This window comes from Eudoraea algarum (genome assembly GCF_050589645.1).
Lineage (GTDB): Bacteria > Bacteroidota > Bacteroidia > Flavobacteriales > Flavobacteriaceae > JBNGOQ01.
In genome coordinates, this window is record NZ_JBNGOQ010000001.1 from 305,997 (window position 1) to 318,922 (window position 12,926).

Annotated in this window: 13 protein-coding genes; 9 read left to right on the forward strand and 4 right to left on the reverse strand. The window is 48.3% G+C overall.

Annotation, left to right across the window (positions count from 1 at the left end):
- The first annotated feature begins 327 nt into the window (after positions 1-327).
- The 3 genes from ACRD67_RS01375 to ACRD67_RS01385 all read left to right on the forward strand — a co-directional run bounded on the left by ACRD67_RS01375 (position 328) and on the right by ACRD67_RS01385 (position 2,050).
- Complete coding sequence (locus ACRD67_RS01375) at positions 328-918, forward strand: hypothetical protein (RefSeq protein ID WP_430965220.1); 591 nt, start codon at positions 328-330, stop codon at positions 916-918.
- Positions 919-1,073: 155 nt separating this feature from the next.
- Complete coding sequence (locus tag ACRD67_RS01380; RefSeq protein WP_430965222.1) at positions 1,074-1,541, forward strand: pyrimidine dimer DNA glycosylase/endonuclease V; 468 nt, start codon at positions 1,074-1,076, stop codon at positions 1,539-1,541.
- Between the two features lie 65 nt (positions 1,542-1,606).
- A complete protein-coding gene (locus ACRD67_RS01385) occupies positions 1,607-2,050 on the forward strand; it encodes an SRPBCC family protein (protein WP_430965224.1) in 444 nt (147 codons plus the stop codon).
- Positions 2,051-2,137: 87 nt separating this feature from the next.
- Here the strand turns inward: ACRD67_RS01385 and ACRD67_RS01390 are convergent, their stop codons facing one another.
- From ACRD67_RS01390 to ACRD67_RS01400, 3 genes are all read right to left on the reverse strand, one after another.
- Positions 2,138-2,878, reverse strand: a complete 741-nt coding sequence (locus ACRD67_RS01390) for a LytR/AlgR family response regulator transcription factor (RefSeq protein WP_430965226.1) — start codon at positions 2,876-2,878, stop codon at positions 2,138-2,140.
- A 98-nt stretch (positions 2,879-2,976) separates the two neighbouring features.
- Positions 2,977-3,627 (reverse strand): response regulator, encoded by a 651-nt coding sequence (locus ACRD67_RS01395; RefSeq protein ID WP_430965228.1) that lies wholly within the window; start codon positions 3,625-3,627, stop codon positions 2,977-2,979.
- Positions 3,624-5,711 carry a tetratricopeptide repeat-containing sensor histidine kinase gene (locus tag ACRD67_RS01400; RefSeq protein WP_430965229.1) on the reverse strand — a complete coding sequence of 696 codons (2,088 nt, stop codon included), beginning with the start codon at positions 5,709-5,711 and terminating at the stop codon, positions 3,624-3,626. Before ACRD67_RS01400 ends, ACRD67_RS01395 begins: the two co-directional genes overlap by 4 nt.
- Positions 5,712-6,101: 390 nt before the next feature.
- Between ACRD67_RS01400 and ACRD67_RS01405 the strand changes: the two genes are divergently transcribed.
- The 6 genes from ACRD67_RS01405 to ACRD67_RS01430 all read left to right on the forward strand — a co-directional run bounded on the left by ACRD67_RS01405 (position 6,102) and on the right by ACRD67_RS01430 (position 12,219).
- Entirely contained in the window at positions 6,102-7,307 is a 1,206-nt protein-coding gene (locus tag ACRD67_RS01405) for an AGE family epimerase/isomerase (protein WP_430965231.1), read from the forward strand.
- On the forward strand, positions 7,300-8,739 hold the full coding sequence (locus ACRD67_RS01410; RefSeq protein WP_430965233.1) for a sugar porter family MFS transporter: 1,440 nt from the start codon (positions 7,300-7,302) through the stop codon (positions 8,737-8,739). The genes ACRD67_RS01405 and ACRD67_RS01410 overlap by 8 nt, the downstream gene beginning before the upstream one ends.
- Positions 8,736-8,891 carry a hypothetical protein gene (locus ACRD67_RS01415; protein ID WP_430965235.1) on the forward strand — a complete coding sequence of 52 codons (156 nt, stop codon included), beginning with the start codon at positions 8,736-8,738 and terminating at the stop codon, positions 8,889-8,891. The genes ACRD67_RS01410 and ACRD67_RS01415 overlap by 4 nt, the downstream gene beginning before the upstream one ends.
- Positions 8,892-9,124: 233 nt before the next feature.
- Complete coding sequence (locus tag ACRD67_RS01420; RefSeq protein ID WP_430965236.1) at positions 9,125-11,263, forward strand: hypothetical protein; 2,139 nt, start codon at positions 9,125-9,127, stop codon at positions 11,261-11,263.
- On the forward strand, positions 11,260-11,568 hold the full coding sequence (locus ACRD67_RS01425; RefSeq protein ID WP_430965237.1) for a hypothetical protein: 309 nt from the start codon (positions 11,260-11,262) through the stop codon (positions 11,566-11,568). The genes ACRD67_RS01420 and ACRD67_RS01425 overlap by 4 nt, the downstream gene beginning before the upstream one ends.
- Positions 11,569-11,679: 111 nt before the next feature.
- The gene (locus ACRD67_RS01430) at positions 11,680-12,219 is read left to right on the forward strand and encodes an RNA polymerase sigma factor (protein WP_430965238.1); all 540 of its coding nucleotides are present in this window, start codon (positions 11,680-11,682) and stop codon (positions 12,217-12,219) included.
- A gap of 140 nt (positions 12,220-12,359) precedes the next feature.
- Here ACRD67_RS01430 and ACRD67_RS01435 read toward each other — a convergent pair whose 3' ends face one another.
- On the reverse strand, positions 12,360-12,866 hold the full coding sequence (locus ACRD67_RS01435) for a hypothetical protein (RefSeq protein ID WP_430965239.1): 507 nt from the start codon (positions 12,864-12,866) through the stop codon (positions 12,360-12,362).
- Positions 12,867-12,926: the final 60 nt, after the last annotated feature.

The window sequence follows — 12,926 nt, forward strand, 5'->3', positions numbered from 1 at the left end:
TTTAGTTTTTTCCTTTTCGTTAAGCGCGTTTACTTATGCATTTGGTTGGTGGTTGGCCATCGAAATAGTATTTAGAGCTTTAATTGGTTTTGGAATATACAAACTGACCGTATACTTGATTCGGACCAATGAATCTGAATGGAATATCAAAGGGGATAAGCTAAGTTTAATAATCGGGATTGTAATTGGCCTTTTTCCTTTTTTATTTCGAAATATGTGGTTTTGAGTTGATAAAAACCGGGAGTAACAATGGCTATAACCTGCCTTTGAAGAGCAAGCAGGAATCATAGCCCGGATCGTTGTGTGCAATGTAAATCGAACTGAAGGTTGAATAAGAAAATCCGAAATATAGTTTATCTGACACTAGGACTGATTATTGCCTATTCAGTTTTAGCAATTCCTATTAGCAATAATTTGTCAAACAAATATGACGTTGAACTAAATAGAAAACGGATAGAATATGGATTAAAGCCAATAACAGAAAGTTGGAAATTGGACAGTATTGTATTACAATCGCCAGTTAGAGGAATGAACGGCTTTCCTTCTGAAATTATTGATACCACCAGCTATCGTTTTTTAGAAAACAAATGGTATTGCCAATATTGGTCGAATAAGAAAGTAGATAAAACAAAACCTTACCACAAAAGCAAAAAGATTTGTTTTACAAAAAGTTTTTGGGTGTGGCAAAACAGAATGGATTTTGAGTATAATACTTTCATAAATCCAAATGCTGATTTCGCAGATTATGAAGCGTTGGAAACAACAACTCATTGGAATATGAATGGAGAAACTTATGGGCATCACGCTCATATGAAAGATGGAGAAGATTTATTGGTGAACTTTGATGTCAATCAATCTATGTTGGGATTTGAAAAAGAGAAAATTGATAAAATATTAAAAAAATGGAATTTGAAATAAAATCACTACACTCAACAAAACCTATAACCTGGCTGCCTATCGGACAGGGAAATCCAGGGCTTATTTACTGACTTAAGACTTCTGCGGACAGTTTCCTGCAGAAATGTCGGCAACGTATCAAAACTAAACCGTTGTGTGCTAACTGGAAATGAACAATGAGAATTTGGTCTTTACATCCAAAATACCTTGATACTAAAGGGCTCGTGGCTTTATGGCGCGAAACTTTACTGGCAAAACATGTTTTGGAAGGAAATACTAAAGGGTATAAAAATCATCCCCAACTTAATCGATTCAAGGAAACAATCAATCCAAGTGCATGTATCAATCAATACTGGATATCAGTATATCACGAAGCTGTTGAGAGAGGATATAATTTTAGTAAGGAAAAAATCAACTGGGAAATTAATGTCGTTAAATTGAAGGTAACGAAGGGACAACTTGGATATGAGTTTGAACACTTGCTCCATAAATTGAAATCCCGGGATGAAAATAGATTCAAGGAAATAGTGAAAATTGAATTACCTGACCCTCATCCACTTTTTTCGGTGGTGGATGGAGATGTTGAAGCATGGGAAATAATAAAGGAACAAAGCCCGCACATATCAAGAAACAAAAGTCATTAAAATGGGCGTTTATCCAAACCGTTGTGCTTCATGTAAAGAACAGCTAGCTATAAAATGAACACCTCATGAAAAAAGAAGATGAACCCATTGTTGTAGAACAGATTTTTGACACCGCTTTGGAAAACGTCTGGGAAGCGATAACCGAACAAGGGAAAATGACACAATGGTTTTTTCCCAACATCGCATCTTTTGAGCCTGTGGTAGGCTTTAAGACGCGATTTGTCATTCAGGTGGAAGATAGAACATTCCCACACCTATGGAAATTGACAGAAGTGATCCCCTTGAAGAAAATAGCCTATGAATGGCAATTCGAGGGGTATCCGGGCCGTGGGATCTCGACCTTTGAGCTCATGGAGGAAGGGCATCGGACAAAATTAAGGTTGACCTTCACCGTCCTTGAGAAATTTCCTGACCATATCCCTGAATTTAAACGGGAAAGTGGGGTGGCCGGCTGGAACTATTTCATTGGGGAAAGCCTAAAGGAATACTTGGCGAATAATGTCGATTAAGCACGAAAATACAACAAAGGCCATCATAAAAACAAAAGGCGTGGTTTTTATCGGAATGCCCCATAACGCGGCCATTGTTGATAGGCCTCACTTAATCCCCAAAAAGCGGTTCAATACCTCCAGCTTGCGTTTGGACACGGGAATATAGCGCCCGTTCATCAATTCCAAATAATAGCCCCCGGCCTTGTCCAAATGGGTTACATAGGCCATGTTCACCAGGTAGGAATGGTGCACTCGGATAAACCGATTGGGAGGAAGCAAACGGGCAAAAGCCCCTAGGTTCCTACTCGCCAATTTGGCGGCCCCACAGCGCAACAAAAATTGGGTGTAGCGCCCTTCGGCTTTTAGGTAAACAATGTCTTTTTTGGCCACCAGTTCCACCTTGTCCTTTGAGGGCAGCGCAAGGATATCGATAGCATAGGCGGTCCCGATGTCCTTTGCATACCCCTCATAGGAGGGCAATAGCTGTTGTTTGGCCTTGTTGATGGCGACCAAAACCTCCTTCAGATCCAGGGGCTTTAACAGATAGGCCGTCACGTTAAGGGCAATGGCCTTAAGGGCGTAGGTATCCACACTGCTGGTAATGATAAAACTACAGGGCCTGCCATAGCGTTCTATAAGCTGAAAACCACAGCTATTTTTTAGGGCAATCTCCAAAAAAACAATATCAGGGGCCAGGGCATTGATCTTGGACAGGGCCCGGGCCCCATTGGGGGCGGACCCCAAGACCTGGATTTCCGGGAAGTAGTGCTTTAGCATGGACAAAAGCGCCTGCAGTGCCCGGGGGTCGGGCTCTACGATATAGGCCCTAAGTTTGGGAGCTCTCATAGCACACCTTTTTGGAGTCAAAGGTAGGGACCGATCCAAGGGGGTGAAATAAGCGACAACACGTAAAATATAGGTAGTACTACGTAGTACTGCAAGGGTCAAAGTTCCAGGATGGTCTCCTTGTTGGTCAGGGCCCAATTGGTAAGGGTATTGGTGCCGCCCTCCAGGGCCAGCTTGCCAATGATGTTGCTTCGGTGTTTCTCCACCGTCCTGACCGAAACCCCCAGTTTATCGGCAATGGTGTTGGTGGACTCCTGTTTTGCCACGAGCTTTAGGATGGTAAGCTCCGAAGGGGTGAGCAAGCGCAACTTTTTTAGGTCCCTTCCGGCGTTTTCCAATGCCAGCGTACCAAAGGAGGCACTGAAATACGTATGGCCCTCAAGGACGGCCTGGATACAGCGTTCAATTTCAAAAAAAGAGTCTTCCTTTAGCAAATATCCGTGGATATGAAGGGCCTTCGCCTGGGTTACGTACGCCAGCCTTTTGTGAAAGGAGAGCACGATGAATTTTGTCTCCACGCCCTTTTCCCTAGCGGTTTTTATCACTTCAAATCCGGTCAAGAGGGGCATGTCAATATCCAAAAGTGCCAGGGTGGGCCGTTGGGTCAGAATACCTTCCAGGGCCTGCATGCCGTCCATCGCCTGCCCGATAACACGGTAGTTTTTGGCCACCAGTTCTTCATAAAGTCCCTTTAACAACATGGGGTGGTCGTCTGCGATCAGGAGGGTGATGTCTTGTTTATCTTTCATTTTTGAACGGCTATGGTTAAGGTTATGGTCGTCCCTTTGGAAAGTACACTTTCCACATGGAAGCGGGACCGTATTATTTTGGCGCGCTCCAAAAGGGTACGCATACCCAGGCTTGTACTTTGTTTGATCTTTTCTTCAAAATCGAATCCCTTACCGTTGTCGCTGATGACCATTTCAACGGTATTTCCCCGATGCGCTATACGCACCGAGGCGGCTTTGGCGCCGGAATGTTTTACCAAATTGTTCAGCACTTCCTGAACAATGCGGTATAGGTGCAGCGCACTTTCCTTGTCCAATACCCGGTCTATATCATCTAGCTCATGGGTAAACAAAATATCGGTATGGGCATCCACTTCGTTGATCATGGCCGCAATGGCTTTAGTGGCCCCCAAACTTTCCAGATCGGCCGGATACAGGCCCCGCGAGATGGTCCGCAGTTCTTCCAGCGCGCTTTCCGCCAGGCTTGTGGTGTCGCTGTTTCCATTGCCTCGCATTTTCCTGGTCAATAGCATCAATTTTTGGCCCACACTATCGTGCAGCTCCCGGGATACATGGGTGTACTGATCCTCCCGGTTTTTGATAAGGTGCTGGGCGAACTGGGTCTGTAATTTTCTTTTTTTTCGATTAAATCTTTGGGCATAGAGTAAAATAACGATGGTAAAGGAGGCCAATAGTCCCAAGCCGCCAAATAAGATCCATTGGGTTTTTAGTTTATTTTGAGTGTCCAGCAAGGCTATTTCCGTATGCTGGGCCTTGATCTTGAAATCCTGTTTTTCCGTTTCGTACAAGGTTTGGTAATACGACAAGGCTTTTATCTTTTGAACGCTGCCGATTGAATCCTTATGTCGCATGTACGCCCGGTAATGGGTATAGGAAAGCGCCGTATTGCCCAGGGCTTCGTAAAGTTCTGCCAGAAGCTTGTTCGCATCATACACCAGTTCAAATTCGCCCGAACGGGTTCCGTATTCCAATACCCATTTTGCGTTCCCCAAGGCCTTGGTATAATTTCCTTTGGCCAAGTGGTAGTTGGCAAGGGCTTCATGGTATAGCCATTCGTAGGGAACAGGGGTGCCCTGGGCAAAATCAGTCCGTATTTTTTGGTACATCCGCTCCGCTTGCACCACACTGTCGTTTTGTACATGGGCCTTCAACAGGCCATAAGCCAATACGGGCCTAAGGGGTTGATCGTATTCCGGTCCAAGCGCATAGGCGTAGGCTTCGCCAAGGGCAGCGATGCGTTCTGCTTGCTTGTCCATTTTGTCAAAATCACGGGCGGCATTGTACAATAGCGGAATCAGTGCGTTGTTGTCCTGCCTTGCCCTGACCACCGCCATGATTTCGTCGCGTTCTTTTTTGGCCTCCTCAAAAAAACCGTTTTGGCTGTACAGGATAGACAGGGAGTTCCTGGCACGCAGTAGGGATGTCGTATCCCGGGCCCGCTTAAAGAACCGGGCACTTTCGGACAAGGCTTGGGAAGCTTCGGCAAATTTACCGATATCGGAGTAGGCCGCGGCTTTGTAGGTCCTGATCAGGGCATACAACATAGAATCCTGTCCCTTTAGGGCAAAGGCCTCTGCGGCGGCATAGATGGGGATGGCGGCGGCCAGTTCCCCGGAGAAATAATGGCTATCGGCCCCATTGGCGTACAATTGGGCCGCTAACAGAGGATCGTCCAAAACAATATCCCGTTCCTGAAAGCGCTGGAACACGGCCATCCCCTCCCAAGCCCTTTGCGCTGTGGAATTCAAATAAGCGATAAGATTGGAAGTCTGTTCCGTACCGATTTTTTCGGAATCCAGTTCAAAAGCCAGAGCTATGACCCTACGGGCAAGGGAATCATAGGGATATCCCGCTTGGTCCCGAACAAGCTTGGCCAAGCTATCGAGCAGCACCAGCTGATCGCTTTTTTCGTGAGCTGCTGCAAGCTTCAGCTTTAATTCGTTTATGCGAGTTTCAACATTGGAATCTTGGGGGAATACCATCAGGAGGGTGCCGCACAGACAAAAAAGGAGGGGTAGTTTTTTTAGGGCATCAAAAAAAACCAGAGAAAAATGCATCCAACCATTCGTTTCCAAAAACCTCATGATCACGGGTATTTAAGGGAGACGATATACTACTAGCTGCGTTCAGGAAACGGCACAAACAAAATGCCGTACCGCTTTCCATGATCAAGGTACAAGAAATTATTCAAAGCGGGTAGCCTTTGGCCCCGGAAGCTGGGGTCTTTTTTAAGGAGATGGGAAAAAAGACGATGACGCACAGTGCGCTAAGCAACTTGGGCCAGTTTTAACAAAACCCATAAAATAGTCCCATTTATTATTGTATACGCCCACTTATTACGTCGCATTTTCATTCAATTTTTATTGGTTCAATATTACCGTGGATTTGCCCGAGGCGATGGCCTTGGACCACAGCTTCCAAAAAAAATTGGAGTTAGCAAAGAACAAAGAACAAACCCACAATAGAAAACTGAAATGACACAGGGAATTCGGATCAATGGGCTAAGGGAAATGTATCGATCAACACTTTTCGATGAGATGATTCCTTGGTGGGAGAAGCATTCCATCGATTGGGAATGCGGGGGATACCTTACGCGGCTGGACCGAAATGGCACGGCCTATGCGGGCGATAAGGATATGTGGATGACGGCACGGCAGATATGGATGTTCAGTCATCTGTACCGCAAGCATGAAGAAAAAGAACGCTGGCGGGAATTGGCAGAACACGGGCTGGATTTTATGATGAAAAACGCCTTCCGGGAAGACGGAACAATGTACTTCCGCCTCGACCGCGAGGGACGGCCCCTTTCCAAGGTATTGAGCCTCTATACCGAGGTTTTCGCTACCATGGCCGTGGCGGAATATGCCGAAATCTCCCAAAGCAAAGCCCTTAGGCAACGGGCCAGGATTATGTACGATTTTCTGATGCCCAGGCTGGGCCAGGCCTCCGATACGCCCATGTTGGGCTATCCGCTTTTTACGGAGTTCCACTTACACGCCCATGATATGTGCCGCATTACCGTAGCCAGGGTATTCAGGGATATCTGGCCCCAAAGGAAGTTTGAGGATGATATCAATACCTCCATCAATTCGATCCTAAGTCGGCACTGGAAGGCAAAGGAGCGGATTTTTCTGGAAAATGTGGCCATGGACGGCACGGCCATCCTAAATCTGCCCGAAGGGCGCCTGTCCCATCCGGGCCATGCTATCGAGACCGCCTGGATGCTAATGGAAATCGCCTTGGAAAGAAAAGAGGGCCCCTTGATGGATACGGCTATCGATATGATGCTCGCTTCCCTGGAGCAGGGTTGGGACCGGGAATTTGGGGGCATCCGGTACCTGACCCATGTAGATGGGACCCCCACCCATGCGCTGGAGGCCGATTTAAAGCTCTGGTGGCCCCATGGGGAAGCCCTATATGCCCTGTTGCTGGCCTACTTGCGCACGGGCCGGAAAGATTTGGAAACCTGGTATATCAAGGTACACCGCTACACCTTTGACCATTTCCCGGACAAGGAACAGGGCGAATGGTACGGCTACCTCAATCGGGAAGGAAGCCCAGTTTGGCAGGCAAAGGCCAATGGATGGAAGGGATTTTTTCATCTGCCCCGGGCGTTGTTCCGCGCTTATCAGCTGCTATGCGAACCCCATTACCCAAAAACGGAATCGCGCCATGCATAGTCCCGGAAAGATTGATCGCCAGGCCGCCCAGACCCCCTATTTGTTGTTGACCTGCGCCATAGCTTCCTTGGGGGGCATCCTTTTTGGTTTTGACACCGCGGTCATTTCCGGTACGGTGGCCCTAGTAGAGGCCCAGTTTGGTCTGGATAAAATAGCCGTGGGCTGGTTCGGGAGTTCGGCCTTGGTAGGGGCCATTGCAGGATCTTTGGCGGCCGGGATCTTAAGCGATGCCTATGGCCGCAAGCCGGTACTGATCCTTTCGGCGCTCCTATTTTTTATATCGGCCTTGGGGTCGGCCATACCTCCTTCCTTTAGCGTGTTGATTCCCGCCCGTCTGGTAGGTGGCCTGGGCATAGGGATCGCCTCGGTCCTGGCACCCTTGTATATTTCCGAATTGGCCCCCGCCAGGATCCGGGGACGCCTGGTGGCCTTTTATCAACTGTCTATTGTACTCGGCATACTACTGGCCTATTTCTCCAATTGGGCGCTGTTGCATTTTTCCACTACGCATACCGCTTCGTTCACAAGCGTGCCATGGTTGCATAAGATACTGGTTTCCGAAGTATGGCGGGGCATGTTCGCTGCGGAAATGATTCCCGCCGCCCTCTTTTTTCTTTTGTTGCGCGGGGTTCCCGAAAGTCCGCGATGGTCCATCAAGGCAGGCAAGGTACAAAAGGGCTATGATGTCCTTCTAAAATACCACGGGGCCATGAAGGCCATGGAGGAGCTGCAGGCCATCCGCAATTCCCTGGCCCGAACACCGGCCGCTTTTGGCGAACTGCTCCGACCAGGCCTAAGACTTGCCCTGATCGTAGGAATTGGACTGTCGGTCTTTGGCCAATTTACGGGGGTCAATATTATCGTCTATTACGGGCCGGACATTCTTCGGGATGCGGGCTTCAATTTTGACAGCGCCTTGAAATTCCAAGTGGCCATCGGTTTGATCAACCTGATCTTTACGGCCCTGGCGCTTTGGAAAATAGACAGTTGGGGGAGGCGTAGCCTGTTGATAGGAGGCATGGTCTCCGTGAGCATGTCCCTCCTCGTCATAGGCCTGTTGTTCTCCCTGGCCCAGCCGCCCGGAATCTGGATCGTGGTGGTCCTCTGCCTCTATATGGCCGGTCTGGCCTTTTCGATCAACGCCGTCATATGGGTGTTGTTGGGCGAAATCTACCCGACTCGCTTAAGGGGAAGGGCCATGTCCGTGGCCACCTTTGCCAATTGGGGCAGCAATTTTGCCACCGCCTTTGTTTTTCCCTGGTTTGTGGCACAGATCGGTATGGACGCCGGCTTCTTTGTATTTGCGGGTTTTTGCCTCCTGGCGGTCCTGTTCTTTTACAAATATGTGCCGGAAACCAAGGGCAAAAGCCTGGAGGAAATAGAACGGTATTGGATGGGCAAAAGGGAGGAAAGAAAGGGTAAAAAGCGATGAGGGATGAGGAAAGAGGAAAAGAATTAAAGAGGAAAAGAAGCAAGAGCGATGAGGGAAGAGGAAAGACAAAAAGAAAAAGGACGAAAGACGGAAGGAAAAAAGAAGGGCACAATACCGAGATGCTTCGCAAAGCTACGCCTTGCTCTGAATGACAAAAAGAGAAAAGAAGGGAAGGGGGAAGAGCGATGAGCGATGAGGGATGAGGCAAGAGAAAAGACAAAAGAGGAAAGACGGAAAGAAAAAGGCAATGAGCGAAGAGGAATGAGCGATTGGACAGGAACAGACAGAAATGACCCAAAACCAAACATAACGTGGAACGTCATGAATAACGTAAAACGTCATGAATAACGTAAACCGTCATAAATAACGTAAAACGTCATAGATCATGAAAAAAATACGTCAATATGCCCTATGTCTTTTGACCCTACTGCTGATCGTCACCGGCTGTGCGCAAAAAAAGCGACTCCACTTTTGTGGCAGTGCCGAAAATGACCTCTACCAACTTTTGATCGCGGAAAAGTTCAATGTCCACCGCTACGATACGCCCGAAGCGGCGGTTGCGAATGCCCCCAAGGGGAGCGGGGTAATCATTGCCGCCGATGCGTATCCAGAAGAAAGGACAGTGGTTCCACACAGCGTCTATGAAATGGCAGCCCAAAAAAAGGTGAGACTCTATATGGAATATCCCCAATCGGTACCCGGCTTGGAAATTTCTGGAAAACGTCATCACGCCACGTTGGAACGAGGGGTGGTGAGCAGCACCGTTTTTGGGGAAGCACTAAAGCCTATGGAACTGTTGGGGATGCATGCCTGTACCGTTTTGGAGGCTAAGGCGGAGAATCCCCTGATGGTCCTGGCCAAAGTGGCGGGCTTTGATAGGGCCGAATATGGTATAGACGACGTTCATACCTATCCACTTTTGGTACAACGAGACCATGTGATGGCAGCCATGACCAAGCTTACCAATTTTCGCTCGGCGCGCTATGGTCCACAGGCTTCCTGGAAAAAGGTGTGGGAATATATCCTTTCCTGGCTATCTGCAGATACCGTTCAGCTCAAGACCTGGCCCTCCGATGTAACACCCATGTATGCCAGGAACCAGCCCATGCCAAAAGACGCGTTGCAAAAATCCGTTGCCAAGGGTGTCGACTGGTTTTACAAGGGCCGGTTTTTTATCCATCCGGAAGGAAGGGAACGCTGGTCGCAATATCAAGGAGATGGCGTTACCCCTTTTGGTCCGCCCATGCCCCGGGAAATGCCGAACGGCGACGGCAGCCTGGGGATTTTAGAGGGGCATGCCTCCAAGGTGTCCAAGGATGGTTCGCAACAGTACCGGTATTGGATACGGGCCGATGTACAGGGGGAAGCCGCCCATGCTTTGGCTGCTGGCGGAAACCTTCTGGGAAAACCGGAATACCTGGACCAGGCCAAAAAGCTGGTGGATTTTATCTACAGCTCCGGTCTGGGAAAGACCGATCCGGAAAGCCCGGTTTTTGGATTGATCAGTTGGTCCCTGACCCATCCAAACGTGCATTATGGGGATGATAATGCCCGAGCCATCTTGGGAGTGATCGGGGCTGCCGCCTATCTGGGGACCGAGGCCTGGAACAAAGAGATCGCCGCGAATATCCTTTCCAATTTTAGGTTGAGCGGCATCCAGGGGTTTCAGGAAGGGCGATTGGACCATATGGCGATATCCGAAAAGGGATGGCAACATTTTGCCAAGCGCGATTTTGTAAACCCACACCCCCATTTCGAGTCCTGGATGTGGGCCTGTTACCTGTGGTTATACGACAAGACGGGCTACCGACCCTTGTTGGAAAAGGCAAAAATAGCCATACGCTTAACCATGGAGGCCTACCCCGAACAATGGAAATGGACCAATGGGATCCAACAGGAACGGGCCCGGATGCTCTTGCCCCTGGCCTGGCTGGTCCGCGTAGAGGACACAGCAGAACATCGGGAATGGTTAGACCGCATGGTTGCCAAACTGTTGGACAACCAGCAGCCTTCCGGAGCGATCCGGGAAGAGCTTGGCGCCGGCCATAGCGGTTTTGGACGTACCACCTCCAATGCGACCTACGGTACAACGGAAGCGCCCCTGATCTTTGAGAACGGCGATTCCGTGGCCGATATGCTGTACACCAGTAACTTCGCCTTTTTTGGTCTGAACGAAGCGGCGCATGCCACCGGAAATCCCAGATACCATCGGGCCCTTAAAAAACTATCCGATTTTCTTACGCGCATACAGGTAGACAGCAAAGCACATCCCGATCTGGACGGGGCCTGGTTCCGGGCCTTTGATTATGGACGGTGGGACTATTGGGCCTCCAATGCCGATCACGGTTGGGGCGCTTGGTGCACGCTTACAGGCTGGATCCAAAGCTGGATCGTTGCTACCCAGGTCCTTGTGGCCGATCAAAACAGCTATTGGGAACTGACCAGGGACGCCAATACGACCGGGGAAATGGGGAAGCTGATCAAGCCGATGATGGGAAAAGGGAAAAATGGGCAAGAGCGATGAGGGAAGAGGAAAGACAAAAAGAAAAAAGACGAAAGGTGGAAGGAAAAAAGAAGGGCACAATACCGAGATTCTTCGCAAAGCTTCGCCTTGCTCTGAATGACAAAGGAGAAAAAGAAGGGAAGGGGAAGAGAAAAGACGAAAGACGAAAGACGGAAGGAAGAAAGAGGAACACAATGCAAAACACCAAACGTACTGTCATTCCCGCCTGCCTATCGGCAGGTAAACTGGATGGCGGGCCTGCCCGCCGAAGGCGGGAATCCACGAACGCTGAGATTCTTTGCAAAGCGTCGCTTTACGCTGAATGACAAAAAGAAAAAAGACAGCATGAAGTAAAAACAATCCGCTAAAACCACTCCCACCTCCCAAACCCTTGGCTTAGGAACAAACACAGCTCCCTGCTATAAAAAAGAGAGGAAATGGATGATATTGAGGTGGCAAAGGCCCTAAAACGGGATGACAAGACCGTGTTCAAATGGTTGTTCGATCGCTACTACCAGCGTCTGGTGGCCTATATCATGAGTTATACCCACAATCTGGCACGGTCCGAGGATATCGTGCAGCAAGCCTATGTGGATCTTTGGGAAAATAGAAGTAGGCTGTATGTGGACCGATCGCCCAAAAATTATTTGTACGCCATTGCCTATAACGGCTATGTGGATAGCGTAAAAAATAGAAAGCGCAAGGACAGGCTCTTGGAGGAACTCTGGGAACGGACCTTGAGAGATCGGATAACAGAGGATAAGGAATCCCATGAAAAGCGCATGGCCAAATTACGTGCCCTGTTGGACGCCCTGCCCCCAAAGTGCAGGGAGGTGGTACGTTTAAACAAACTGGAAGGGGTAGGCTATCGGGAAATCGCGGAACGCCTGGGCATTTCCATAAAAACCGTGGAATATCATATGGGCGCCGCCTATAGGAAGATCAGGGAGGCGTTTGATGAAAAGTCTAAGGGATAAGTGGGCAGTAAGCAGTTGGCAGTTGGCAGTTGGTAGTACGTAGTGCTTGGTGACACCATCCCAAATGGCCGAACAGAAAGGGAAACTTGAGGGAAGCAAATAAGAATTTCTGGTAGGGTTCCATTGCTGTACGATGTTGCTTAAAACTCAGCCTGTAGGTTTTCGAACTCTTTATCAAAAAACTTGGCAATGTACGGACGTACACTTGCTTCATCCAGCACTTCAACCAATCCCATTTTACCAGATTTGCCAAAAAAGATCCAAAAACCATAATCGGTCGAATCATTACCGACGACAGAAATTCCCATTTCGTATTTTGATGGATTATGTCGGACGGAAATAGTGGGGGATACCGTTCCACGAATATTTGCCTCGGTCAATTGTTCCTTCCACTTAAAATTATTGAACTCGGCCTGGAATTTTTCCAAATCGCATACACCTTTACTTTCAATTTGATTTGTGGAAAAATGGGCATATTGGACGTTATAGGCAAACACTCCACTATTGACAAATCGCTCATTATCCGATATCGCTTGGGTAGTTTCCCGTCCATCTTCGGTTGTTATTATTTTTTGAAATCCTTTGTCGGAATTCTTGCATCCAGCTATCGTTAGAAGGACGATAAGCATACATAGTTTTCTCTTCATTTCAAATATTACCTTAAGTTTAGTATGTGGGCCAGGTATCTTGTACCTGCACTAATTTCA